Source organism: Pseudomonas palleroniana (assembly GCF_003031675.1).
Taxonomy (GTDB): Bacteria; Pseudomonadota; Gammaproteobacteria; order Pseudomonadales; family Pseudomonadaceae; genus Aquipseudomonas; species Aquipseudomonas palleroniana.
The window spans coordinates 61852-87218 of the sequence record NZ_PYWX01000019.1; the positions used below are offsets into that span (position 1 = coordinate 61852).

Consider the following 25367-nt stretch of genomic DNA (forward strand, 5'->3'; position numbering starts at 1 on the left):
GCTAAAAGCCAGGATTGTAAGCGCACACGCAGGTTTCTCAGAGCATTCATCGTGCTGGCGTACGGCCAGCCGATGATCGGCGGGTCAGGCGCCTTTGGTCGATGGCAGCAATATCGTCAGGATCCCCACCAGCGGCAGGAACGAGCACAGTTTGTAGACGTACTCGATGCCGTGGCTGTCGGCGAGCAAGCCGAGCAGTGCCGCGCCGATGCCGCTGAAGCCGAACATCAGGCCGAAGAAGATCCCGGCGATCATGCCCACATTGCCCGGCACCAGTTCCTGGGCGTAGACCACGATGGCCGAAAAGGCCGAGGCGATGATAAACCCGATCACCACGCTCAAGACCGCCGTCCAGAACAGGTCGACATAGGGCAGGGCCAGGGTGAAAGGGGCCGCGCCGAGGATGGAGAACCAGATGACTTTCTTGCGCCCGATCTTGTCGCCGATCGGGCCGCCCGCGAAGGTGCCGACGGCCACGGCGCCGAGGAACAGGAACAGGTACATCTGAGAACTGGCGACCGACAGCTGGAATTTTTCGATCAGGTAGAACGTGAAGTAGCTGGTCAGGCTGGTCATGTACCAGTATTTGGAGAACACCAGCAGGGCCAGCACCACCAGGGCGAAGGTCACGCGGCCTTTGGACAAACCATGGGTTGCCTGGCTGCCTTGCTTGAGTTTGAACAGGTTGAGGTGGTTGCGGTACCAGCGGCTCAAGCCATACAGCACCAGGATCGCGAAGACCGCGAACAGGCCGAACCAGGCGATGTGCGTCTGGCCGTAGGGAATGATGATGGCCGCCGCGAGCAACGGGCCGAAGGCGCTGCCGGTGTTGCCGCCGACCTGGAAGGTCGATTGCGCCAGGCCATAGCGGCCGCCCGAGGCCAGGCGTGCCACCCGCGAGGTTTCCGGGTGGAAGGTCGACGAGCCGACGCCGACCAACCCCGCTGCCAGCAGGATCGCCGGGAAGGAACCGACGAACGCCAGCATCAGAATGCCGATCAAGGTGCAGACCATGCCCGCCGGCAACAGCCAAGGCTTGGGATGGCGGTCGGTGTGGTAACCGATCCAGGGCTGCAGCAAGGACGCGGTCAGTTGAAAGGTCAGGGTGATCAGGCCCACCTGGGTGAAGCTCAGCCCATAGTTGGCTTTGAGCATCGGGTAGATCGAGGGCAGCACGGCCTGGATCAAGTCATTGATCAGGTGCGCCAGGGCGCAGGCACCGAGGACGCGCATGACCAGAGGGCTTATCTGGGGCGCAGGGGTTGCAGCGGCGGGTGACGCGGTCAGTGTCGACATGCAGGCATTCCATACAAGGCAGCGTTCCAGGGCTGCCAGTACTTGAGCTGGCTGCCCATTTCAAATTGTTTCGGCGTTCATGCTAGATTCGGCGTAAATGCCTGTCTCGCGAAAATCGGGAGGCAACTATCGCAAAAAGGGCGAAATGATCAAACCATTGGATGAATTTTTGCAGGAGATCGATGAGGGCGACTGGGCGGTGATCAGTTCCGCCACCGATTATCCTGAAAACTGGGTGATCCCGGATCACAGCCACGAAAAACACCAACTACTCTACGCCATCGAAGGCGTGATGGTGGTGCACTCGGCGCAGAACCAGTGGACGGTGCCGTCCAATCGCGGCTTCTGGATGCCCAGCGGGCAAGTGCATTCGCTGCGTTGCGTGGGCACGCTGAAGATGCGCAGCGTGTTCGTGCGCCCGGATGCCTTCCCGAATTTGCCCACCGAGACCAAGGCGGTGAGCATTTCACCGCTGCTCAGTGAACTGATCAAGGCATCGGTGAGTTTGAAGCCGCCTTATGCCGAAGACTCGCGCGATGCGCGGATCATGCACCTGATCCTCGACGAACTGGCGATTCTGCCGGCGTTGCCGCTGTCGTTGCCCCAGCCCGCCGACTCACGCATCAACCATATCTGCCAGGCGTTGCAACAGGATGCCGGTGACGCCTCGACGGTGGCGGACTGGAGCGACCGACTGGGCCTGGATCAGAAGACCATCCAGCGCCTGTTCCGCAAGGAAACCGGCCTGACGTTCGGCCAGTGGCGCCAGCAGGCGCGGTTGCTGCTGGCGCTGGAGCGCATTGCGGTGGGGGAGAAGATCATCGATGTGGCGATCGAGCTGGGCTACGACAGCCCGAGCGCCTTTACCAATATGTTCAAGAAACAGTTCGGCAAGACGCCGAGTCAGTTTTTCCGCTAGGGCGGCCGACCACGGTTGTCAACGAGGCGCGCCGTGCGGCCAGGCAAGCCAGCAGCGCGGCGATACCCAACGACGCCGCGCTCAGCTCAAAGGTCGCTTGATAGCCCCAGTGATCGAACGCCAGGCCGCCGACCGTGGCACCGGCAGTAATCGCCAATTGAATGATTGCGACCATCAAGCCGCCGCCAGCCTCCGCGTCATCGGGCAGCTCGCGCGACAGCCAGGTCCACCAACCCACCGGCGCAGCAGTGGCCACCAGGCCCCAGAAACCCAGCAATGCCGTGGTGGCGACTGGCGAACTGCCCATTACCAACAACGCCACGGCGATCACGGCCATCAACAGCGGGATGGCGATAAGCGCCGGGTAAAGAGCGTTTTTCAGGCACCGTTCTATCAGGAACGTCCCCACAAGGCCGGTGAGGCCGAGCACCAGCAGCATCAATGACAGTGTGGACACACTCACTTGAGTCACGTTTTCCAGGAACGGGCGCAGGTAAGTGAACAGCATGAACTGGCCCATGAAAAATACACTGACTGCGAGCATGCCCAGAGCCACCGAAGCCTTTCTGAGTAAGCGCAGCACGTTGCCGGAATGGGGTGCGGTCTGCATCTTTATCGATGGCAGGCTCACCAGCAGCCATACGCCCGCCAACACGGCGACCGGTACGACGCAAAAGAATGCGCCGCGCCAGCCGATCAATCCGCCGAGAAAGCTACCCAACGGCGCTGCAATGACGGTTGCCAATGCGTTGCCGCCATTGACGATAGCCAAGGCGCGCGGCACCTGGGCCGATGGCACCAGGCGCATGGCAGTGGCGGCCGACAGTGACCAGAAGCCGCCTATGGCCACGCCGATCAGCACGCGGCCGAGCATGAACACCCGATAGTCCGGCGCCAGTGCCACCACGGTTCCCGACAGGATCATCAGTAAGGTCAACCCCAGCAACAGGCGTTTGCGATCAACCCGTGCCGCGACAGCCGCAATGACCAGACTGGTGAGCAAGGCGAACAGTCCGGATACCGAAATGCCCTGGCCGGCCTGACCCTCGGAGATCTGCAGGTCGGCCGCCAACGGCGTCAGCAAGCTCACGGGCATGAATTCAGAGGCGACCAACGCGAACGCCGCCAGAGACATCGCGAACACCGCAGCCCAACCGTGCGTATGAGTGTTAGGGGAGGTCACTTCAAGTTGCCTTTGAAGAAGGCGGTGAGCTTGACGAACGGGATCAGATTGACTCGGTCGTACAGATCCACATGGCCGGCCCCCGGGATGATCACCAATTCCTTGGGCTCGGCGGCACGCTGATAGGCGTCCTCGCTGAATTCGCGAGAGTGGGCATCAGCGCCGGCGATCAATAACAGTGGGCGTGGGGAGATCGTCTCGATGTCGTTGAACGGATAGAAGTTCATGAACTTCACGTTGCTGGTCAGTGTCGGCTGCGTGGTGGTTTGCGCCGACGCGCCGGCCGGGGTGAATTCGCCGCGCGGGGTGCGGTAGAAATCATAGAACTCATCGCCTACCGCATCGCCGCTGAGGGCGTGCGGAGTGCCGCCGGTGTAGACGCTGTCGCCACCCTGAAATTCCACGTAGCGCTGGTTGGCAGCCTGAAGCAGCAGTTGTCGACGTTGCTCCAGCGTTACGCCGTGTTTGAGTCCGTTGCGGTTGGCCGCCCCCATGTCGTACATGCTCACGGTGGCGATGGCCTTGAAGCGTGGGTCGATTTTCGCCGCGGCAATGGCGAAGCTGCCACTGCCGCAGATGCCGATCACACCGATGCGTTCGCGATCAACCAGCGGGCGTGTGCCGAGGAAATCCACCGCGGCGCTGAAGTCTTCAACGTAGAGGTCAGGCAGCACCGCGTTACGCGGCGAGCCTGCGCTTTCACCCCAGAACGACAGGTCCAGAGACAGGGTGACGAAGCCTTGTTCGGCCATTTTGGTCGCGTAGAGATTCGCGCTCTGTTCTTTGACGGCGCCCATGGGGTGGCCGACGACGATGGCTGCGTTCTTGGAGGCCGGCGCAAGGTTTTTTGGCACGAATAGATTAGCCACGACCGGCATGCCATATTGGTTGTTGAAGGTGACTTTTTCGACGGTCACCTTGTCGCTTTTGTAGAAGTTGTCAGCACCGTTGATCATATCGGCTCCCAGTGAAGAAAAAGACGTCAGCAGCACGCTCAGGGCGAGCAAAAGGCTTTTCATGGCGTGATCCGTGAGAAGGTTGGTCCGTGCATTTTCCTGATGTGGCCTGTGGTTCTGTAGTGCGTTTCACTGGATTACTTGCCTGATCCTCTGAGTCTTGGCGTTTGCTGGGGACGTTCATGGGGCGTCCGGGGTAAAGTTCGATGAAGAGAGAAAAGAGCCTTTTATGAAGAACAACCCAACGCCTTTGGATAGCTTGATCCAAGCCATCGGTTCGCAGGTTTGCACGCCGGGTGACCGCCCCATGGCGATCCCGGGCCTGGGCTTTTATCGGCGGGAGCAGCCGGCGGCGCCGGTGGTCTGCATGGTCGAGCCCAGCATTGTGTTGGTCGCCCAAGGTGCGAAGCAGTTGTGGGTGGGCGGGCTGGGTTACGCCTACGACACCTCGCGATTTCTGGTGACCTCGCTGGACATTCCGGCCAACTCCGAGGTGCTGGCCGCCAGCCCGGCTCAACCTTGCCTGGGCCTGACCTTCAAGCTGGACCTGCAGATCCTGGCTGAACTGATCGCCCAGGGTGAGTTGCCGCCAACCCGAGAACGGGCAGCGCTGAAGGGCGTGGGTATCGGTACTGTTACCGAGGGCATGCTCCAGGCGTTCGCGCGGCTGGTGGCTCTGCTGGATGAGCCCGAGGCGATCCCGGTGCTTGCCCCGTTGATTCAGCGCGAAATCCACTACCGCCTGCTCAAGAGTGATCAGGCCGGGCGCCTGCGCAAGATCTGTGCGGTGGACGGTCAGGGCTATCGGATCGCCAAGGCGATTGACTGGCTGAAGCTTAATTACGACGAACCGCTACGGGTGGATGAGTTGGCCGCCCGCGTGCAAATGAGCCCGGCCACTTTTCATCATCACTTTCGCCAACTCACCGCAATGAGCCCGTTGCAGTATCAAAAATGGCTGCGTTTGAACGAGGCGCGGCGCTTGATGTTGAACGAACATCAGGACGTGTCCAGCGCCGCCTTCAAAGTCGGGTATGAGAGCCCGTCACAATTCAGTCGAGAGTACAGCCGGCTGTTCGGCGTGCCTCCCAAGCGCGATGTGGCCGTGTTGCGAGGCAAGCGTGTTGTTACTGTTCGGCCGCCGTTAAGTTAGCGAAGAAGATACAGCCGATCAGCCGCGCAAACAGGCTCAGGGTTTCCGACAGGTTGGGGTCGTCAAACAGCATCGCCCGTGAATCCAGGGCGCACAGCGCGCCGAACAGGCGGCCGTCCGGCAGGAAGATAGGTGCGCCGGCGTAGCTTTCAATGGCGTACTGCTTGACCACCGGGCGGGTTGAAAAACGGCCATCCTGGCTGACTTGCGGGATGAACAGTGCGTGGGGGTTGATGCAGAACTCACTGCACAGGGTGGTTTCCAGATCGAGCACGTCATCCACATGGATGCCCATGTTGGCGGTGTCGTACACGGAGCAGACTATCCACTCCACGTCGGTGAATTTGGCAATGCCGGCGAAGCGCATGTTGGTCAAGCGAGTCACCAATTGCAGGATGCTGGTGGTGGCCTCGATTTCCGCGATGGCGGCACGCTCCTCCGGGCTGAGAAACGAATGGGTCGGGTTGACGCTGGGGATCATGGCTGAACACTCCGATGGCGTGACGGCAGACGCCGCCACGCCAGCCGCTTAGTTGATACGTGGGTGCTGCTCGACCAGGCTCTTGCGCTTGGCTTCCAGCTCGGCAATCTCGGCGTCAATCGCTTCGATCTTCTGTTCGATACTGTCGTGGTGCTCCTGCAGCAACTCCTTGGCCTCTTCTATATCAGAGGCGGCCGGTGCGGCGCCGCGCAGGGGGCGGTTGGCGGTTTCCTTCATGGTCAGGCCGGTGATCAGGCCGATCACGGCAAACGCCATCAGGTAGTAGGCCGGCATGTACAGGTCGTCGGTGCTTTCCACCAGCCAGGCCGTGGCGGTAGGGGTGAGACCGGCGATCAGTACCGAGACGTTGAAGGCACTCGCCAGCGCGCTGTAGCGAATATGGGTGGGGAACATGGCCGGCAGGGTCGAGGCCATCACGCCGATGTAGAAGTTCAGCACGACGGCCAGGATCAGCAGGCCGCCGAAGATCAGGCCGATCTTGCCGCTGGTGATCAGCATGAACGCTGGAATGGCCAGCAACAGCAGGCCGATGCTACCGGCGATGATGAAAGGCTTGCGGCCAATCTTGTCGCTGATAAAGCCAATGAATGGCTGTACGAACAGCATGCCGACCATGATCGCGATGATGATCAGCACGCCGCTGTTTTCTTTGTAGTGCAGGTTGTGCGACAGGTAGCTGGGCATGTAGGTGAGCAGCATGTAGTAGGTCACGTTGGTGGCCGCGACGATACCGATGCAGGTCAGCAGGCTGCGCCAGTGCTTGGTGGCGACCTCCTTGAACGACACTTTGGGGCCGTGGGTCAGGCCCTGGCGATCACCTTGCTCGAGTTTGTCCATGTGCTGCTGGAAGGCCGGGGTTTCTTCCAGCGCATGGCGCAGGTACAGGCCGATGATGCCCAGGGGCAGGGCGAGGAAGAACGGCAGGCGCCAGCCCCAGGCTTCGAACTGTTCCTCGCCCAGCACGCTGGAAATCAACACCACCACGCCCGCGCCGAGCACGAAGCCGGCGATGGAGCCGAAGTCCAGCCAACTGCCGAGGAAGCCGCGCTTGCGGTCCGGGGCATATTCGGCGACGAAGATCGAGGCGCCGGTGTATTCGCCGCCCACCGAAAACCCCTGGGCCATCTTGCAGAGCAGCAACAGGATCGGTGCCCAGATGCCAATGGAGGCGTAACCTGGGATCAAGCCGATGGCAAAGGTACTCAGGGACATGATCACGATGGTGGCGGCGAGGACTTTCTGCCGCCCGTATTTGTCGCCCAATGCGCCGAAGAACAGGCCGCCCAGAGGACGGATCAGGAAGGGGACGGAGAAGGTAGCCAGTGCGGCGATCATTTGTACGCTGGGCGAGGCGTCGGGGAAGAACACTTTGCCCAGTACATAGGCGACGAAACCGTAGACGCCGAAGTCGAACCACTCCATGGCGTTACCCAGGGCCGCGGCGGTGATTGCCTTGCGCACCTTGGTATCGTCGACGATGGTGATGTCTTTCAATCCGATGGGTTTGACGCTTTTCTTGCGTAATTTCATGCGGGCCACTCTAAATCTGAACAGGGGAGGTGCCATCGTTGCGATGGCACCGCTCTGTCAGTTCAGATACAAGCGCATACGAAATAATTCACCACTGATTGGTTTTTTTTGCAGTGGGGATGGCCAGGCGTGCTCTTCGCGGAGTAATCAGCAGCGTCATCCTACAACTACGCCTGCCCGATTCTTCCGATCCCTGCGAGGACCTCAACAAAGCTGAATCTTTCAGATTGACAGCGCTCGGGCTGCTCGATATAAAAGTCATAAGTTGTACGACGACATATGACGTTACGTGTGTCTTACTAAAAACAATAAAAAGTGATGCCATGAACTTGAACGAGCCCCTCAACGCCCAGCGCGTGGGCCAGGCGGTAGGCAACTATCGCTGGACCATCTGCGCGATGCTGTTCTTCGCGACTACCGTCAACTACCTCGACCGCCAGGTGCTCAGCCTGCTGGCGCCACAACTGTCGACGCAATTTGGCTGGAGCAATACCGACTACGCCAACATTGCTGCGGTGTTCCAGTTCGTCTATGCGATTTCCATGCTGTTCGCCGGGCGGTTTGTCGACAGGATCGGCACCAAGGCGGCGTATGTCGTGGCGATCGGCATCTGGTCCACCGGCGCAATCATGCATGCATTCGCGGTACCGATGGGCGAGGGGATCGCGGCGCTCAGCGGGGCCATTGGCCTTGCGGTGATCCCGGTGTCGATTGCCGGCTTCATGCTGTCCCGCGCCGTCCTGGCCATTGGCGAAGCAGGTAACTTCCCCATCGCGATCAAGGCCACCGCCGAGTACTTCCCGAAGAAAGAACGCTCCCTGGCCACCGGCATCTTCAACTCGGGGGCCAACGTGGGGGCGATCCTGGCGCCGATCTGTGTGCCGTTGATTGCCGGGCTGTGGGGCTGGGAAGCGGCGTTCATCGTCATCGGCATGCTGGGGTTTGTGTGGGTCGCGGTGTGGGGCGTGCTTTACCAGAAACCGGAGGAGCAGAAGCGCCTTTCGGCCGAAGAACTGGCCTACATCCGCAGTGATCAGACCCTACAACCCTTTACCCCTGCACCTGCCGGCGCGCCGCAGAAAAAAGTCTCCTGGTTCAAGTTGCTGACCTACCGCCAGACCTGGGCATTCGCTTTTGGCAAGTTCATGACCGACGGCGTGTGGTGGTTCTTTCTGTTCTGGCTGCCGACTTACCTGTCGGCGCAGTACGGCATGAAAGGCGCGGATATCGTGATGCCGTTGGCGGTGCTGTACAGCATGACCATGGTCGGCAGTATCGGCGGCGGCTGGTTCCCCAGTTACTTCATGGCGCGGGGCGATGCACCTTACGACGGCCGGATGAAAGCCATGCTGGTGATCGCACTGTTCCCGCTGGTGGTGTTGCTCGCGCAGCCTTTGGGTTACCTGAGCTTCTGGGTGCCGGTGCTGCTGATCGGTATCGGTGCCTCGGCGCACCAGGCGTGGTCGTGCAATATCTTCACCACCGTGTCCGACATGTTCCCGCAGAAAACCGTGGCGTCCGTGGTGGGGATCGGCGGCATGGCCGGCGGTCTGGGCGGCGTGGTCATGACCAAGATCGGCGGCTGGGTGTTCGACTACTACAAGTCCGTCAATGATATTCACACCGGCTACATGATCATGTTTGCGATCTGTGCGCTGGCGTACTTGGTGGCGTGGAGCGTGATGAAAGCGCTGGTGCCACGCCACAAGGAAATCACCGACCTATAAGTGGTGCGGGGCTTGGGTGACCAGGCCCCGATCTACAGATCACGCGCCCAGGTCTGGCTGACCAAGGGCTTGCCGAAGCTTTGGGTGGGTTCTTCTTCGATCAACTCGAAACCGGCTTTCTGGTAGAGCCTGCAGGCGTCGGTCAGCGCACTCATGGTCCAGAGCACCATGCGTTGGTAGCCGGCATGCCGGGCAAAGCGCAGGCATTCGTCCACCAGGCGCTGGCCGATGCCCATGCCCCGCGCACTGGCGTCCACGTAGAGCATGCGCAGTTTGGCCGTGGTCTCGTCATGACGTATCACGAATACCGAGCCCACCACCTCGCCATCCTTTTCCGCGATCCAGCAGCGCTCGCAACTGGGGTCAAATTCGCGCAGGTACTTGGCGACAATTTCCGCCACCAAGGCTTCGAACTCCCAGTTCCAGTGGTACTCGCGGGCATACAGCGCCGCTTGCTGTTGCACCACCAGGCCCATGTCGCCGGGTTGCGGGTCGCGCAGCAGGTAGCTCGGTGCGCGACCTTGCAGCAGCGTCTGGATGCGCTGCATGGCTGCGGTCAGTTGCTGTTGTTGCAGTTCGGGCAGGCCTTGCAGCAAGGCGATGACTTCCAGCTGGGTTTTCTGTTCCAGGGGCGCGAGCACGGAGCGGCCAAGGTCGCTGAGATGCAGTTGCACCGCACGCGCATCAGTAACCGAGCGCACTTTCTCGACCAGGCCCTTCTTCTCGAATCCTTTGATCAGCCGGCTCAGGTATCCGGCATCCAGGCCCAGCATCTGGCACAGGTCGGCGCTGGTCAGATCGCCACGCGACGACAACTCGTACATCACACGGATTTCGGTCAGGGAGAAGTCGCTTTGCAGCAGGTGTTCCTGCAGTACACCGATCTGGTGCGTATAGAAACGATTGAAACCACGGATGATGCCGGCGCGTTCGGAAAGGGTGGTGGACATGATGGTGCTCAAATAGTTGCCTGAGGCAACAATATGGTTGCCTCGGGCAAGCATGTCAAACCCTTTGCTTACGGATTGCGCGTCACCCGCCAAACGGTGTTGGCCAAGTCATCGGCGATGATCAGCGCACCTTTCGGGTCCACCGTCACGCCCACCGGGCGCCCCCGGGTCTTGCCGTCGTCGCCGCGAAAGCCGGTGGCGAAGTCGACAGGTTCGCCGGCTGGCTTGCCGTTGCTGAACGGCACGAAGATCACCTTGTAGCCCACCGGGTTGTCGCGGTTCCAACTACCGTGTTCGCCGACGAACACGCCGTCGGCGAACTTCTCACCCATTGCGGGGATGGAGAAATCCACACCCAACGCTGCAACGTGGGAGCCCAGGCTGTAATCGGGTTTGACCGCCGCTGCCACTTTCGCCGGGTTCTGCGGCTGTGCGCGGCTGTCGACGTTCTGGCCCCAGTAACTGTAGGGCCAACCGTAGAAGGCACCCTCGCGCACCGAAGTCAGGTAATCCGGCACCAGGTCGGGGCCGAGTTCATCGCGCTCGTTGACCACTGTCCACAGTTGGCCGGTGCCCGGCTGCACCTTCAGCGCCGTCGGGTTGCGCAGGCCGGTGGCATAGGGTTTGTGCGCGCCGGTGGCGGCATCGATCTGCCAGACCATCGCCCGGTCGATCTCCACTTCCATGCCACGCTCGGTAATGTTGCTGTTGGAGCCGATGCCCACGTAGAGCTGGCGCCCGTCGGCGCTCACGGCCAGGGACTTGGTCCAGTGGTGGTTGATCTGCGCCGGCAGGTCAGTGACTTTGACGGGGGGCGCGCTGGCTTTGGTCTGGCCATCGGTGTAGTCAAAGCGCACCAGCGCGTCTTGGTTGGCCACGTAGAGTTTGCCGTCGGCGAAGGCCAGGCCATAGGGGGCGTTGAGATTGTCGGCAAACACGGTTTTCAGCTCATAAGTGCCGTCACCGTCGGTATCGCGCAACAGGGTCAGGCGGTTGCCGCCTTTGACCTGGGTATTGCCCTGGGCCTTGATCACACTGGCAATCACGTCTTTGGGCTTGAGCTTGGCCGCGCTGCCGCCACGGCCTTCGGCGACCAGAATGTCGCCGTTGGGCAGTACCAGGGTTTGACGCGGGATGGCCAGGCCGGTGGCGATGGCGGTGACACTGTAGCCTTCGGGCACTTTGGGTTTTTGCGAACCCCAGGGCGTGGGTTCGGCAATTTTCATGCTCGGCAACAGGCTGCTTTGCTGCTCCGGCAGCTTGGGGTCAGGGCCGTGAGGTTGCGGTCTATCTGCTTCGCCGCCACAAGCACTGAGCAACAGCGCTGCGCTTAACAGGGTCAGGGTGTGGGCAGTCTTCATTGGGCACCTCCCGAGCGCAGGCCGGTCCAGGTGGCGGCCAGCGTCAGCAGCGTCACGATCACCGACAGGACCAGCCCGGCAGGCATGGCGGCGTAGGCGTCTTTGGCGTGCTGGAACGCGTTGATCAGGCCCAGCACCCAGGTTGCCACGAGCAATAGCACGTAGACGGTCGGTTGCCCGGCTTTGTGTTCGGTACGCAGCAGGTTGATCAGTGCGCACAACAGCGCAAGACCACAAAACACCAGCGCGCCGGCGATCAGCCATGAGGCGAAGTTGGCCCACTGAATCTGGTAGGTCTGGGTGTAGGCGATATCACTGAGCAGGGCACCCAGAAACAACGGCACGGTACCGGCGAGCAGCGTCGTGTGCAGCGGCCCGGGGGCGTAGCGATAGGCGGGTAGGGTGGTCATGGGATGGCGGCTCCTTGTTATACAACGCCCCTGGAATCGGGGCAGCGCATAGGAAAGGAGCCCTGCGTTTGTCAGATAGTTCAGTGTATTTCGTATCGAAAGAATGACGGCACAGTGCCCGCGCTAGGACTTGAAGCGCCCGACCAGGCCATTCAGTTCCGCCGACAGGTTCGACAACCGCCCCGAATCATCCTGCGCCGAGTGGGCCAGGGTCTCGACTAAACGTGCCTCGTCATAGATCTGTTGGATATGCCGATTGATCTCCTCCGCCACACTGTGTTGCTCTTCGGCGGCGGCGGAAATCTGCAGGTTCTGGTCGCGGATCTCATTGACCGACAACTGAATGCCTTCAAAGCTGTCGCGCGCGCTCTCGATGGACGACACACTGGCCCGGGACAGGTCCAGGCAACTGCTCATCTTCTGCGTGACTTCCTCGGTCTTGCTGCCAAGGGTGCCGAGCAGGCTTTCTATCTCGCCGGTGGAGTCGGACGTGCGCTTGGCCAGCGCGCGTACTTCATCCGCCACCACCGCAAACCCCCGGCCTTGATCACCGGCCCGGGCGGCTTCGATGGCGGCGTTGAGGGCCAGCAGGTTGGTCTGTTCGGCAATGGCGCGGATGGTGCCGAGGATCTGGTTGATGCTGCGGCTGCCGGCTTCGAGTTCGACCATCGCCTGGGATGACTCGGTCAAGCGGCGACCCAGGCGGTTGACGTTATCGGTGGTCACCTCGATCTGCTGCTTGCCTTCGGCCACCCGGCGATGGCCGTTCTCGGCGGATTCCGCCGCGCCACTGCATGAGCGCGCGACTTCGTTGGCGGTGGCAACCATTTCGTTGAACGCCGTGGACACCAACTCCACGGCTTCACGCTGGCGCCCGGCCGCTTCGTTCATGTTGTGCGCCACTTCGCTGTTGACCTTGGACGCGTCGTGCAAGTTGGTCGAAGCCGCACCGATATGCTGGATCAGTTGCCGGATCGCGGCGAGAAACTTGTTGAACCAGCCGGCCAGCTCGGCGGTTTCATCCTTGCCCTGCACCTGCAACTCATGGCGCAGGTCACCTTCGCCCTGGGCGATCGACTGCAAACCGGTGCTGACCTGGCCAATGGGCTTGACGATCACCTTGGAAAACGCCGCGGCAATCAGCCCGAAGATCAGCACCAGCACCGCCACGATCACGGCGGTCAGGTAGGTCATGCGCGTGGCGGCTGCCATCACTTCGTTGTATTCGATCAAGCCCACATAACGCCAGCCGAGGCCCGGGGAGGTCCAGACGTTGGCCATGTAACGCACGCCGTCGATCACCACCTCGGTGGAACCCTGGGGCGTATCGGCCAACTGCGCATAAGGGGCGCCGAGGTCCTTGAGCGGCTTGAAGTTGTGCGCCGCATTGCGTGGGTCGACCAGCACCACGCCGTCCTCGATCAGCATCACATAGCCGCTTTCACCCAGCTTGATGCTCTTGAGCAATTCGGTGAGGTTCTTCAGCGACACACTGACCACGAACACCCCCTTGGGCTTGCCGGTGTTATCCAGCAACGCCCGTGCGGTGCCCACCAGGGCGACGTCATCCTTGTCGTAATAGTAAGCCGGGGTGCGCACGGTCTTGCCGGGGCTGGCCATCGCCGCCTTGTACCAGGGGCGAGTGCGCGGATCGTATTTGGCCAGTTGCGGGTCATCCGGCCATTTGGCGTAGGTGCCGTCTTCCAGGCCGATGGACAGGATCGCCGCCGACGGATGCGTCGAACCGAAACGCGCAAACTGCTCAATCACCTGCTGGGCCTGCGCCGGCATCGGCTGGCTGGGGGCATTGGCGGACTGGTAGTCTTTCAGCGTGTTCACGGAAGTGTATACAGGATCGGCGGCCATTTGATCGACGTTCTGCACCGTGCCATCGAAGAACTGCCGAATGTTGCCGTCGATCTGGCGGATCTCACGGGTGCTGCCATCAATGAACTGCTCGACCGCCTGAGTGCGCGTATTCATCACGGAGATCACCGCAACCAGGCTTACCGGGATAAAAGCGACGGATACGAAAGCAAGCACCAGCTTATTTTTTATTTTCATCGGGACGACCATCAGCGGGGAGGGCGGCCAAATCACCCTTCCCCAAACTGTGGGTAGGCGATTTGATATCACTGTCTGTTTCGGCTCGATGTGGATAAAGCTTTAGCGGTATTTTGTGTACAACAAGGAATAATTTTGTTCTGAAAAATCGGCTCGATAAGCGTTGTGCAAAGCAGCGATGCGCCGATGCACTTGCATCCGACTCCGACCGACCTTGTCAGCAGTGAGCCAGTAATTGAGTCGTCTCGGCGATCCTGGCGTAATCCATCGCCAGGTTACTCAGCGACAGAGCATGCACGTCCTCGGCCGGCCAGAGGTGGCCGCGCAAGTCGGTTTGATCAAAGGTGTAGCAAGCATCCTCGACGACGATGACATCGAAGCCCAGGTTACCGCCGGATCGCGCGGTGGCTTCGACAGAGTTGTTGGTAATCACCCCAGCAATCACCAATTGCTGGATCGAGCGCATGTGCAGCCAACGCTCCAGGCCGGTTGCAGTGAAGGCATCGGGAACGTTTTTTTCCACGACATGCTCATGTTGGAGCGGTGCCAGCGCGGCCTGGAATTCGCAGCCCGACTGGCCGGGCCAGAACACCGAGCCAGGGCTGCGGGAAATATGCCGGACATGCACGACGGGGCGCCGGGACTGCCGCCACGCGCTGAGCAGGTGCTGTATGTGCAATTCGGCGTGCGGGTTATTGCGTCGCCCAAGCTTGGCGTCATTCATGCCCTGTTGCATGTCGATGATCATCAATGCCGCGTTTGTCGCTAACGGTTCCATGGCATATCCCTTCAATGGAGTGGAGCGAAACATATCAGCGATTGCGCAAATCCAGACAGGGATTTGTTCGAAAGCACCCGGCATTGTCTTTACACTGCGATCGCCATCCCGAGTTGAGATCCTATGCCTGCCCACATCCGCTTCGCGCATCGAGAGGACGCGCCTTTGTTACCCGCCATTGAGCGGTCTGCTGCCCAGGTGTTCCGTGAGATCGACGGGTTGGGCGGGTTGGCGGACAGCGCCACCCTGACGGTCGAGCGTCATCAGCAACTGATCGCTTTATCGACCTGTTGGGTGGTGGTCGACGCCAACGATCAGCTTCAAGGCTTCCTCAGCGCAGAACCCCAGGATGGCGTTTTACATATCCATGAGATGTCAGTTGCGCAAGCCGTCCAGGGCCAGGGCTGGGGGCGCAAGCTGCTGGAGACCGCCAAGGACTATGCCCAATCAAATGCATTGCGTGCGGTGACGCTGACCACGTTCAAGCACGTGCCGTGGAACGCTCCGTTCTACACACGACTGGGGTTCAAACCCGAAACGGACCCGCGTCTGGCGCAAATCCTGGCGGATGAATATGCCCACGGGTTTGAGCCTGGCAGCCGCTGCGCGATGTCGTGGAGCATCAGCCTTGGTTGAGCGTATTCACATAAGCATGAAACATGTCCGCCATGCCGTCCGCGTAAACCGCAATCGCTGCCGGCGTACGCGGGCTGCCTGAAAAGTCCTTGCCCACCGAACTGAGGGTCGTGAGGATCAGGTCGCACGCCAGGGCGCGGGATTCGTCGCGTACCTCGGGCAGCAGTTCCAGCATGAAACGCTGGAACGCCTGGCGACCTGCCGCGCGCACTTGCACGGCTTCAGGCGCATCCCGATACAGTGGCGCTGCGTCGTGCAGAGCCCCGCGCATCTGCGCTTCCTCGCACTCGGAGTGGATGAAGGCATGCACCAGGGTCCGTAGACGCGTCAGTGGTGGCTCGTCGGCAGCGTCGAGGATGTCACACAGCATTTGCGTGGTCTGTTGCCACTCATCACTTTGCAGTCGAAACAGAATCGACGCCTTGTTGGGAAAGTACTGATACACCGAGCCCACACTCACACCGGCCTTTTCCGCCACCCGCGCGGTGGTGAAACGGGTGGCACCTTCTTTGGCCAAAACCTGAGTAGCGGCCTGCAGGATAGCCGCCACCAGTTCGGTGGAACGGGCCTGTTGCGGTTGCTTGCGCGAGGAAATACGCGGGGTCTGGCGGGTGGTCATGGAGAGCTCCGGCTGCTGGGCCAATGCGAATAGCGAAGACGATGAATCACTCGCATACTTTTAATGCGACGAATTAGTCGCATCCTAGCCCCAACCTGACGGAAAGCAACCATGACGACCCTCACCACCGCGCCATTGGCGCCGCTGATCGAACGCCTCTACACCCAAGCCAGTGCGGCCACCAGCCCGATCATCGACAGCGTCTCCCGCGAAGAGCGCGACCGCCTGATGCACAGTAAAACCGAATACCTGGCGCTCTACACAATGCTCAAGGACCTGTGGCTGCCGGTCTCCCGCGACACCGGCAACCTGCTTTACATGCTCGCCCGCAGCAGCCGGGCACGGGCCATCGTCGAGTTCGGCACCTCGTTCGGCCTGTCCACGCTGTTCCTGGCTGCCGCCTTGCGCGACAACGGCGGCGGAGTGCTGGTCGGCAGCGAATTCGAAGCGTCGAAGATCGCCCTGGCACGCGAGCATTTCATCGAAGGCGGGGTGAGCGACCTGATCGAAATCCGTGAAGGCGATGCACTGGTCACCCTGGCCACGGGGCTGCCGGAAACCGTCGACCTGTTGCTGCTCGACGGCGCCAAGTCGTTGTATGGCGATGTGCTGGGCCTGGTGGAAAAACACCTGCGGCCCGGTGCCCTAGTGGTGGCCGACAACACTGACTATTGCCCGGAGTACCTGGCGCATGTGCGTTCGGCGGATAACGGTTACCTGTCCGTGCCCTTTGCCGATGACATCGAACTGTCGATCCGCCTGCGCTGACACTCCGCGCTGGCTGAACGCCAGCCGCACGGCCCGAAGATCATCCCGGTGGTGGGGTCCATCCACCGGCTTGACCCACCGATCAGCAGTTGATCGGCAAAACCCTGAAACTTCCCGGCGAAAATCCTCATAATAGCGGCCATTTTGTTTAGCTCGTTATTCTGGTGTGCCCGCATGGAAATTAAGGTCAACTTTCTCGACAACCTTCGGCTTGAAGCCAAGTTCGATGACTTCACGGTGATTGCCGATCAGCCGATCCGCTACAAAGGCGACGGTTCGGCACCGGGGCCATTCGATTACTTCCTGGCTTCGTCAGCGTTGTGCGCGGCGTACTTCGTCAAGCTTTATTGCCAGACGCGCAATATTCCGACTGAGAATATTCGCCTGTCGCAGAATAATATTGTCGACCCGGAAAACCGCTACAACCAGATCTTCAAGATCCAGGTCGAGTTGCCGGCGGATATTTCCGACAAGGACCGCCAGGGCATCCTGCGTTCCATCGACCGTTGCACCGTGAAAAAAGTCGTACAGGCCGGCCCTGAATTCGTCATCGAAGAAGTGGACAACCTCGATGCCGATGCCCAGGCGTTGCTGATGCCCAACTCCACTTCCTCGACCGGCACCTACATTGCGGGCAAGGACCTGCCGCTGGAACAGACCATTGCCAACATGTCCGGCATTCTGGCCGGCCTGGGCATGAAGATTGAAATCGCTTCGTGGCGCAATATCGTGCCTAACGTGTGGTCGTTGCATATCCGCGACGCGCATTCGCCGATGTGCTTCACCAACGGCAAGGGTGCGACCAAAGAGGGCGCCTTGGCCTCGGCGTTGGGCGAGTTCATCGAGCGGCTCAACTGCAACTTCTTCTACAACGATCAGTTCTGGGGTGAGGAACTGGCCAACGCGCCCTTCGTGCATTACCCGGATGAGCGCTGGTTCCAGCCGGGCCCCAAGGATGAGCTGCCGCCGGAAATCCTCGACGCCTACTGCCTGAAGATCTACAACCGCGATGGCGAGCTGCGCGGTTCGCATCTGTTCGACACCAACTCGGGGAATGAAGAACGCGGCATTGTTTCGCTGCCTTTCGTACGCCAGTCCGACGGTGAAGTGGTGTACTTTCCGTCCAACTTGATCGAAAACCTTTACCTCAGCAACGGCATGAGCGCGGGTAACACCTTGGCTGAAGCGCAGGTTCAGTGCCTGTCGGAAATCTTCGAACGGGCGGTGAAGCGCGAAATCATTGAAGGCGAATTTGCGTTGCCGGACGTGCCTGTCGAGGTACTGGCCAAATACCCGAGCATTCTGGCGGGTATTCAAGGCCTGGAAGCCCAAGGCTTCCCGGTATTGGTCAAGGACGCGTCCTTGGGCGGTGAATTCCCAGTGATGTGTGTGACCTTGATGAACCCCCGCACCGGTGGCGTATTCGCCTCGTTCGGCGCGCACCCCAGCCTGGAAGTGGCGCTGGAACGCAGCCTGACCGAACTGCTGCAGGGCCGTAGCTTCGAGGGCTTGAATGACCTGCCGCAGCCAACGTTCGAAGGCCACGCGGTGACCGAGCCGAACAACTTCGTCGAGCATTTCATCGATTCCAGTGGCGTGGTTTCGTGGCGCTTCTTCAGTGCCCAGTCGGATTATGAATTCGTCGAGTGGGACTTCTCGGGCCATGGCGAAGACTCCAACGCCCAGGAAGCCGCGACCCTGTTCGGGATTCTCGAAGGCATGGGCAAAGAGTCCTATATGGCGGTGTACGAACACCTCGGTGCCACCGCGTGCCGCATCCTGGTGCCGGACTACTCGGAAATCTACCCGGTGGACGACCTGATCTGGGACAACACCAACAAGGCGCTGTTTTTCCGCGAGGACATCCTCAACCTGCACCGTCTCAGCGATGACGAACTGAAGGGGCTGGCCGAGCGCCTGGTGGAAAGCGAACTGGATGACTACACCGACATCACCACCTTGATCGGCATCGAGTTCGACGACAACACCGCGTGGGGGCAACTGACCATCCTGGAGTTGAAACTGCTGATTTATCTCGCCTTGCAGCAATATGAAGAGGCGAAAGAGTGCGTGGAGATGTTCTTGCAGTACAACGACAACACTGTCGACCGCGGGCTGTTTTACCAGGGGGTGAATGCGGTGCTGGAGATGCATCTGGATGAAGACCTGGAGCTGCAGGACTACGAGGCCAACTTCCGCCGGATGTTCGGTAATGAGCGTATGGACGCAGTGATTGGCTCGGTCAACGGCACGTTGCGGTTTTACGGCTTGACGCCGACCAGCATGAAGCTGGAAGGGTTGGACCGGCATCTGCGCTTGATCGACAGCTACAAGAAACTGCACGCGGCGCGGGCCAACATCACCTCAGCCTGACGCCTTTGTAGTGAGCGGGCTTGCCCCGCGCTGGGGGGCGAAGCCGCCCCAACAAGGACGCCGCAGTTTTTCAGGAAGACCGAGGCGCCTGGATTTGGGGCGGCTACGCCCCCCAGCGCGGGACAAGCCCGCTCACTACAGCCATTCGGGGTGTTTAGATGTATGACAGGGCATGGGCCAGGTCTGCGCGTAGATCTTCCACCTCTTCGACCCCCACCGACAACCTTACCAACCCATCGCCAATCCCCAGCTGCGCCCGCGTAGCGGCCGGGATGCTCGCGTGGGTCATGATTGCCGGGTGTTCGATCAGGCTTTCCACGCCGCCCAGGCTTTCCGCCAGGGCGAAGATCCTGACGTTTTCCAGAAAGCGTGTGGCGCCGGCCAGGTTGCTGTTCAAGTCGACTGAAATCATCCCGCCAAACCCGTGCATCTGCCGGCGGGCCAGCTCGTGCTGTGGATGAGACGCCAGCCCTGGGTAATACACCCGTGACACTTGCGGCTGTTGTTCCAGCCAGGTGGCCAGTTCCAGGGCGTTGCTGCAATGGCGTTCCATGCGCAGCGCCAGGGTTTTCACGCCGCGCAGGGTCAGGAAGGCATCGAACGGACCGGCGATGGCGCCGACCGAGTTCTGCAGGAAACCCAGGCGCTGCGCCAACTCCGGATTGTGACCCACAACGGCGATGCCACCGATCACGTCGGAATGGCCGTTCAGGTACTTGGTGGTGGAGTGCACCACAATGTCGAAACCCAGCTCCAGCGGGCGCTGAATCCATGGGCTGGCGAAGGTGTTATCGGCGACGCAGATAATCCCGCGATCCCGGCAGATACGCGCGATTGCACTCAGGTCGGTGAGGCTCAGCAGCGGGTTGCTCGGCGTTTCGACCCAGACCATGCGTGTGTTCGCCTGCAACGCCGCCTCAAACGCCGCGACATTGCTCAAGTCGACGTAGCTGAAGGTGTGCCCGGCACTGCGCTGGCGCACTTTGTCGAACAGGCGAAAAGTGCCACCGTACAAATCGTTGCCGGAGACGATATGCGCGCCGGCATCGAGCAGTTCCAGCACGGTGGAGATCGCCGCCAACCCCGAGGCGAAGGCAAACGCCTGGCTGCCACCTTCGAGGTCGGCGACGCAGCGTTCCAGGGCAAAACGCGTGGGGTTATGCGAGCGCCCGTAATCGAACCCCTGGTGCACGCCGGGGCTGCTTTGCCGGTACGTGGAGTTGGCGTAGATCGGCGGCATCAACGCGCCCGTGGTCGGGTCTGGAGATTGCCCGGCATGGATCACGCGGGTGGCGAAAGCGCTTTTATCGGACTGACTCATGCAAGGGATCTCCGTAGGTGGTTGAGCAGGTCGACGCGGGTAATCAAGCCGTGGAAGCCTGAGGCGTCGGCGATGATGGCGACCAGGCCGCGATCGAGTTCAGCCTGCAACTCAACCAGGCTGGCACTCGGCGACAAAGTGTGCAGGGTGTTGGTCATGGCGCTGGCAACGATCATGGTGAACTCCGCAGCGTCATGATGTAGCCCCAGTAAAATATCGGACTCGTCGATCACCCCGACCAGTTGCTGGCCATCCACCAGCACCGGCAGTTGCGAGACATCGGCCAGGCGCATGCGCTGGAAGGCGGTGAGCAAGGTGTCATCGGGGCTGACGCTGATCACCCGGCCGTCTTCGAAGCGCCGGGCGATCAGGTCGCGCAGGTCGCCATAATGCTTGTATTGCAACAGGCCGGCGTCCTGCATCCATTGGTCGTTATAGACTTTCGACAGATAGCGCGTGCCGGTGTCGCATACGAACGTGACCACGCGCTTGGGCACAGTCTGTTCGCGGCAATAGCGCAGGGCGGCGGCGAGCAGGGTGCCGGTCGAGGACCCGCCGAGAATCCCTTCGGCCTTGAGCAGTTGACGGGCGTGGTCGAAGCTCTCTTCATCACTGATGGAGTAGGCATGACGCACGCTGGAAAGGTCGGCAATCGACGGCACAAAGTCTTCGCCGATGCCTTCCACGGCCCAGGAACCAGGGGTTTTCAACTGGCCGCTGCGGCTGTATTCGGCCATCACCGAACCCACCGGGTCGGCCAGCACTATTTCCAGCTCCGGCTGCACGCGTTGGAAGAAACGGGTCAGGCCGGTGAGGGTACCGGCCGAGCCGACGCCCACTACGATCGCGTCGACGTCGTGCTGGGTCTGTGCCCAGATCTCCGGCGCGGTGCTGGTTTCGTGGGCCATGGGGTTGGCGGGGTTGTTGAACTGGTCGGCGAAAAACGAGCCGGGAATGTCCTTGGCCAGGCGTGCGGCCACGTCCTGGTAGTACTCGGGGTGGCCCTTGCCGACGTCGGAGCGGGTGATATGCACTTCGGCTCCCATGGCCTTGAGGAGCAGCACCTTTTCGGTGGACATCTTGTCGGGCACCACCAGCACCACGCGGTAGCCCTTGGCCCGGCCCACCAGCGCCAGGCCCAGGCCGGTGTTGCCGGCGGTGGCTTCGACAATGGTGCCTCCGGGGCGCAAGCGGCCGTCACGCTCGGCGGCGTCGATCATGGCCAGGCCGATGCGGTCCTTGATCGAGCCGCCGGGGTTCTGCGATTCCAGTTTGAGAAACAGGGTGCAGAGGCCAGTGTCAAAGCGGCTGACCCGGACCAACGGTGTGTTGCCGATCAGTTCGAGTACGGCGGGGCGGGGTTGTACGGGCATGGGGTCACCTGGGGGCTGAAGGGGCCTAGGGATCAACGTCCGGCTACGGCAGCCTCGATGGCGGCGACGTCGATCTTGGTCATGCTCATCATGGCGTCAAAGGCGCGCTTGGCGATGGCCGGGTCGGGATGGCTGATCGCTGCGCTCAACACTCGCGGGGTGATCTGCCACGACACGCCCCACTTGTCCTTGCACCAGCCACAGGCGCTGGCCTGGCCACCGTTATCGATAATGGCGTGCCAATAACGGTCGGTTTCAGCCTGGTCGTCCGTCGCCACCTGGAACGAAAACGCTTCAGTCTGCGGGAACACCGGACCGCCATTGAGGCCCAGGCAGGCAACGCCCATCACCGTGAATTCGACGGTCAACACGTCGCCTTGCTTGCCCGAAGGGTAGTCGCCCGGCGCAAGGTGCACGGCGTCGACGCGGCTGTCGGGAAAGGTCGCGGCATAGAAGGCCGCCGCCTCCTGGGCGGTGCCGTTGTACCAGAGGCACAGGGTATTTTTATGCTTCATCTCAACGCTCCACTGGGTTGATGGGTGCGTGGAGTTTAGACGACGCCAGCCATCACAGCTGTCGTTCGACCGCCGCCTTGTCGATCACTGACCAGACGTGCGCAAATCTGCCGTTGTCGACTTCGTAAAATACGTTCTCATCAAAGACCACCCGCTTGCCGTTGATCGGCAATCCGAAAAACTCCCCACGAGGGTGGACGTTGAAGTTAAGCCGGCTGGCAATCCTGGGCGGGTCGACCACCAGCAGTTGGATGCGAAACACCAGGTCGGGAATTTCGCGAAAGTCGTGCTCCAGCATGGCGCGATAACCCGCGAGCCCCACGGCGGTGGCGTTGTAGGTGACGTCAGGCGCGACGAAATCACCCAGGTGCGCCCAATCCTGTCGGTTGAGGCAGTCGATGTAGCCGTTGTAGAGATCGGTGAGTTCGGTTTTGGTCATCGAATGTTTCCTCTCAAAGGTCCAGGCCCATCTCGATTGCACGGGGCTCAAAGCCCAACTCTGTATATAGACGCTGGGCATGTGTATTGAACCCCCACACCATCAGCCGGATATCTTTAGCCCCACGATCAGCCGCCCAGGCTTTTACCTGCTGCATAAGCCCCCGTCCGATGCCTTTGCCCCAGAACGTTTCGGCAACGCATACCGACCCGACACGTACGAAATCCAGCGGCTGCATCAATGGCCCCGTCGCAGACGACAGGCTGGCCGTGATAAAACCTGCCGCCTGGCCACCCACCTGCGCGAGGAACACCACCTGGCCTGGCCGCTCAAAAAAGCCCAGCCAGTGCGGACGGTCACGGGAGACGTCGAGCGTGGCGCTGGCGTAGATATCGGGACGTGCGGCGTGGTGAACGGCATTGAGTAATTGGCCCAATTCGCAGATGGTCAGCAGGTCGTCTTCGGTGGCGGTGCGGTAGGTGATGGGGCTATCCATTGTGGGGTTTCTATCCTTCAAGCCTGCGTGTCATTTCAAACGACAAATCCTAAGCGCCTACCGATAGGTCGTCTATTGTTGAGCACTTCGGACCATGACTGTCATCAGTGTTTCGTCGTCAGGGGACATATTGAGACGTCAGACTACCTCAAGTTCTCAATGTCCAAACAAGGCATTCATCAATGATTCGCAAGGCATTACCTACCGACGCAAGGGCGATTGCCCAGGTTCATATCAGCAGTTGGCAACAGGCCTATCGGGACTTGATGCCTGCCGAATACCTGACCTCGTTGCAAGCCACTCTGGCTCAGCGTGAGGTGTTTTGGGCTCGCTCGATTGAAGCGGGTGAATCCAACGTATGGGTGGCTGAGCTGGGCAAGCAGGTCGTTGGCTGGATCTCGGTCGGCGCCAGCCGTGATGAAGATGCCGCCCAGGGGCAGGTGGGTGAGGTCATGGCGATCTACGTGTTAGCCGGGTGCTGGCACACCGGTTTGGGCTGGCTTTGTGGAAAGCCGGCGAGCAGTCCTTGAGGGAGCAGGGCTTTCAGCGTTTGACGCTTTGGGTCCTGGCCGGTAATCAAAGAGCTATCCGGTTTTATCGCCGGGCCGGGTGCGTTGAGGAAACCGGGAGCGAGCGCGATCTGCAGAGGGGCGGGACAGCACTGGTCGAGGTTAGATACGGGTTGTCCTTTACCCCACCCCGGTAGTGAGCCCCGACGGCATCATCCCGCCCGGCGTGCGGTCAACAGCACCGTCGCCGCAGCCGACAACAACCCTGCGCAGCAACGATTGAATAGGCGCTTGCCCCGTGGCTCGGCAAACCAGCGGCGCATGTGCAGGCCCATGTAGGCGTAAGCGCTGATGGCGATCCACTCCAGCGCCAGGAACAATGCACCCAGTAGCGCGAACTGTGGCGTGATCGGTTGGCCGGGTACTACAAACTGTGGAAGGAAGGCGGTGAAGATCAGGATGGCTTTCGGGTTGCCTGCCGCCACCAGAAACTCCTGGCGTGCCAACCCCCACAAACCCACCTTGGCCGTACTCGCCTGCGCCTCTGCCTGGGGATTGGCCCGCCACAACTGAAACGCCAGATAAAACAGATACGCCGCTCCCAGAATCTTGATCCCGTAGAACAACAACTCCGAAGTTTGCAGCACTACCGCCAAGCCCGCAGAGGCGAGGGCGATCATGCCGGCGAAGGCCAGCAGGCGGCCGATGCCGGCAAGGCAGGATATGCGGTAGCCGTAGCGTGTGGCGTTGCTCACGGACAGCAGGTTGTTGGGGCCTGGGGCCATGTTCAAGGCGAAGCAGGCGGGGAGGAAGAGGGTGAGGGTGGTGAGGTCCATGTGCACTCCAGTGTCGACTCGGGCAGAGGTGATCATTAGGGTAAGAGAGGGACGGGGGCCGTAACAACTGAACAACACAATTGCGCAGGGCTTGGCTTGATAAACAGATAGAGTTCGCCGTTCAGGGCGCGAGTTGTCTGCGCTGTAAAACGGAAAATCGACTCATGGATCATATTACCTATCGTACGGCCACGCCTGATGACGTTTCGTTGTGCATCCAAATCCGCGGGCTGACGAGAGAAAATGCATTTTCAGAAGAAGCGCTGCGTGCACTGGGCATCACGGTCGAGTCCTGGAGTGCAGACATCGTTGCCGGCAGTTCTATCGGCGTTGTCGCCTGTGTGAACGGCAGGATAGTAGGGTATTGCTTTGGTGAGCGGAGCACCGGCGAAGTCACGGTGCTCGCCCTCCTTGGGGAATACGAAGGGCAAGGGATCGGCAAGTCCTTGCTGGGACAAGTGACCGCTGAACTCCATCACGCAGGCTTTGAACGTTTGTTTCTGGCGTGTGCCAGCGACCCGAATGTACGCTCTTATGGTTTCTATCGGCACTTGGGCTGGACGTGGACAGGAGAGTGCGATGAAGAGGGTGACCATATTCTCGAGTTTGCGATTGCCGAGGGTGGTTTGAAATAGCCGGATTTTTTCCGGCTA

At 60.7% G+C, this 25367-nt stretch carries 24 protein-coding genes and 2 pseudogenes; 8 read left to right on the forward strand and 18 right to left on the reverse strand.

What is annotated here, in order from left to right:
• Window positions 1-84: 84 nt before the first annotated feature.
• Window positions 85-1296 (reverse strand): MFS transporter, encoded by a 1212-nt coding sequence (locus tag C9383_RS06700; protein WP_090370748.1) that lies wholly within the window; start codon window positions 1294-1296, stop codon window positions 85-87.
• Between the two features lie 97 nt (window positions 1297-1393).
• Between C9383_RS06700 and C9383_RS06705 the strand changes: the two genes are divergently transcribed.
• Window positions 1394-2215 carry an AraC family transcriptional regulator gene (locus tag C9383_RS06705; RefSeq protein WP_090370750.1) on the forward strand — a complete coding sequence of 274 codons (822 nt, stop codon included), beginning with the start codon at window positions 1394-1396 and terminating at the stop codon, window positions 2213-2215.
• On the opposite strand, the gene C9383_RS06710 is transcribed toward C9383_RS06705, so the two are convergent.
• Together C9383_RS06710 and C9383_RS06715 are read right to left on the reverse strand one after the other, a co-directional pair.
• Complete coding sequence (locus tag C9383_RS06710) at window positions 2172-3350, reverse strand: MFS transporter (protein WP_090370752.1); 1179 nt, start codon at window positions 3348-3350, stop codon at window positions 2172-2174. The genes C9383_RS06705 and C9383_RS06710 overlap by 44 nt on opposite strands.
• A 44-nt stretch (window positions 3351-3394) precedes the next feature.
• A complete protein-coding gene (locus C9383_RS06715; protein WP_090370754.1) occupies window positions 3395-4417 on the reverse strand; it encodes an alpha/beta hydrolase in 1023 nt (340 codons plus the stop codon).
• Window positions 4418-4583: 166 nt separating this feature from the next.
• Here C9383_RS06715 and C9383_RS06720 point away from each other — a divergent pair, with 166 nt between their 5' ends.
• Window positions 4584-5507 carry an AraC family transcriptional regulator gene (locus tag C9383_RS06720; protein WP_090370756.1) on the forward strand — a complete coding sequence of 308 codons (924 nt, stop codon included), beginning with the start codon at window positions 4584-4586 and terminating at the stop codon, window positions 5505-5507.
• On the opposite strand, the gene C9383_RS06725 is transcribed toward C9383_RS06720, so the two are convergent.
• Window positions 5482-5988: a GAF domain-containing protein gene (locus C9383_RS06725; protein ID WP_060752679.1), complete on the reverse strand. Its 507-nt coding sequence runs from the start codon at window positions 5986-5988 to the stop codon at window positions 5482-5484. The genes C9383_RS06720 and C9383_RS06725 overlap by 26 nt on opposite strands.
• Before the next feature lie 48 nt (window positions 5989-6036).
• Window positions 6037-7539: a glycine betaine/L-proline transporter ProP gene (gene proP, locus C9383_RS06730; protein ID WP_060752680.1), complete on the reverse strand. Its 1503-nt coding sequence runs from the start codon at window positions 7537-7539 to the stop codon at window positions 6037-6039.
• Between the two features lie 323 nt (window positions 7540-7862).
• On the opposite strand from proP, the gene C9383_RS06735 reads away from it, so the two are divergent.
• A complete protein-coding gene (locus C9383_RS06735; RefSeq protein WP_090370758.1) occupies window positions 7863-9266 on the forward strand; it encodes an MFS transporter in 1404 nt (467 codons plus the stop codon).
• A gap of 32 nt (window positions 9267-9298) precedes the next feature.
• Here C9383_RS06735 and C9383_RS06740 read toward each other — a convergent pair whose 3' ends face one another.
• The 6 genes and pseudogenes from C9383_RS06740 to C9383_RS06760 all read right to left on the reverse strand — a co-directional run bounded on the left by C9383_RS06740 (window position 9299) and on the right by C9383_RS06760 (window position 14829).
• Entirely contained in the window at window positions 9299-10216 is a 918-nt protein-coding gene (locus C9383_RS06740) for a bifunctional helix-turn-helix transcriptional regulator/GNAT family N-acetyltransferase (protein ID WP_090372399.1), read from the reverse strand.
• A gap of 68 nt (window positions 10217-10284) precedes the next feature.
• Window positions 10285-11577, reverse strand: a complete 1293-nt coding sequence (locus C9383_RS06745) for a PQQ-dependent sugar dehydrogenase (protein ID WP_090370760.1) — start codon at window positions 11575-11577, stop codon at window positions 10285-10287.
• Window positions 11574-11987, reverse strand: a complete 414-nt coding sequence (locus C9383_RS06750; RefSeq protein WP_090370762.1) for a DUF2231 domain-containing protein — start codon at window positions 11985-11987, stop codon at window positions 11574-11576. Before C9383_RS06750 ends, C9383_RS06745 begins: the two co-directional genes overlap by 4 nt.
• Before the next feature lie 123 nt (window positions 11988-12110).
• Window positions 12111-12878, reverse strand: a complete 768-nt coding sequence (locus tag C9383_RS28605; protein ID WP_372241657.1) for a methyl-accepting chemotaxis protein — start codon at window positions 12876-12878, stop codon at window positions 12111-12113.
• An 87-nt stretch (window positions 12879-12965) separates the two neighbouring features.
• Window positions 12966-14063, reverse strand: a pseudogene (locus tag C9383_RS28610) (cache domain-containing protein); the annotation flags it as partial.
• A gap of 205 nt (window positions 14064-14268) precedes the next feature.
• A complete protein-coding gene (locus C9383_RS06760) occupies window positions 14269-14829 on the reverse strand; it encodes a cysteine hydrolase family protein (protein WP_090370766.1) in 561 nt (186 codons plus the stop codon).
• Between the two features lie 123 nt (window positions 14830-14952).
• Here C9383_RS06760 and C9383_RS06765 point away from each other — a divergent pair, with 123 nt between their 5' ends.
• Entirely contained in the window at window positions 14953-15465 is a 513-nt protein-coding gene (locus C9383_RS06765) for a GNAT family N-acetyltransferase (protein ID WP_090370768.1), read from the forward strand.
• On the opposite strand, the gene C9383_RS06770 is transcribed toward C9383_RS06765, so the two are convergent.
• Window positions 15452-16084 (reverse strand): TetR/AcrR family transcriptional regulator, encoded by a 633-nt coding sequence (locus tag C9383_RS06770; protein WP_090370770.1) that lies wholly within the window; start codon window positions 16082-16084, stop codon window positions 15452-15454. The two genes, C9383_RS06765 and C9383_RS06770, sit on opposite strands and share 14 nt — an antisense overlap.
• Before the next feature lie 111 nt (window positions 16085-16195).
• On the opposite strand from C9383_RS06770, the gene C9383_RS06775 reads away from it, so the two are divergent.
• Both C9383_RS06775 and C9383_RS06780 read left to right on the forward strand, forming a co-directional pair.
• On the forward strand, window positions 16196-16852 hold the full coding sequence (locus C9383_RS06775) for an O-methyltransferase (RefSeq protein WP_090370772.1): 657 nt from the start codon (window positions 16196-16198) through the stop codon (window positions 16850-16852).
• A 174-nt stretch (window positions 16853-17026) separates the two neighbouring features.
• A complete protein-coding gene (locus C9383_RS06780; RefSeq protein ID WP_090370774.1) occupies window positions 17027-19225 on the forward strand; it encodes an OsmC domain/YcaO domain-containing protein in 2199 nt (732 codons plus the stop codon).
• A 154-nt stretch (window positions 19226-19379) separates the two neighbouring features.
• Here the strand turns inward: C9383_RS06780 and C9383_RS06785 are convergent, their stop codons facing one another.
• Genes C9383_RS06785 through C9383_RS06805 form a run of 5 tightly spaced genes read right to left on the reverse strand, consistent with a single transcriptional unit; the run spans window position 19380 to window position 23369 of the window.
• Window positions 19380-20546 (reverse strand): cystathionine gamma-synthase, encoded by a 1167-nt coding sequence (locus C9383_RS06785; RefSeq protein ID WP_090370776.1) that lies wholly within the window; start codon window positions 20544-20546, stop codon window positions 19380-19382.
• Window positions 20543-21919 (reverse strand): pyridoxal-phosphate dependent enzyme, encoded by a 1377-nt coding sequence (locus tag C9383_RS06790; RefSeq protein ID WP_090370778.1) that lies wholly within the window; start codon window positions 21917-21919, stop codon window positions 20543-20545. Before C9383_RS06790 ends, C9383_RS06785 begins: the two co-directional genes overlap by 4 nt.
• Window positions 21920-21951: 32 nt before the next feature.
• On the reverse strand, window positions 21952-22434 hold the full coding sequence (locus C9383_RS06795) for a VOC family protein (RefSeq protein WP_090370780.1): 483 nt from the start codon (window positions 22432-22434) through the stop codon (window positions 21952-21954).
• A gap of 52 nt (window positions 22435-22486) precedes the next feature.
• Entirely contained in the window at window positions 22487-22873 is a 387-nt protein-coding gene (locus C9383_RS06800; protein ID WP_090370782.1) for an ester cyclase, read from the reverse strand.
• Window positions 22874-22886: 13 nt separating this feature from the next.
• Window positions 22887-23369 carry a GNAT family N-acetyltransferase gene (locus C9383_RS06805; protein ID WP_090370784.1) on the reverse strand — a complete coding sequence of 161 codons (483 nt, stop codon included), beginning with the start codon at window positions 23367-23369 and terminating at the stop codon, window positions 22887-22889.
• A 182-nt stretch (window positions 23370-23551) separates the two neighbouring features.
• On the opposite strand from C9383_RS06805, the pseudogene C9383_RS06810 reads away from it, so the two are divergent.
• Window positions 23552-24075 (forward strand): annotated as a pseudogene (locus C9383_RS06810) (GNAT family N-acetyltransferase).
• Window positions 24076-24090: 15 nt separating this feature from the next.
• Here the strand turns inward: C9383_RS06810 and C9383_RS06815 are convergent.
• Window positions 24091-24714 carry a LysE family translocator gene (locus tag C9383_RS06815; RefSeq protein WP_090370788.1) on the reverse strand — a complete coding sequence of 208 codons (624 nt, stop codon included), beginning with the start codon at window positions 24712-24714 and terminating at the stop codon, window positions 24091-24093.
• 164 nt (window positions 24715-24878) lie between these two features.
• Between C9383_RS06815 and C9383_RS06820 the strand changes: the two genes are divergently transcribed.
• Entirely contained in the window at window positions 24879-25349 is a 471-nt protein-coding gene (locus tag C9383_RS06820) for a GNAT family N-acetyltransferase (protein ID WP_090370790.1), read from the forward strand.
• The last annotated feature ends 18 nt before the right edge of the window (window positions 25350-25367 follow it).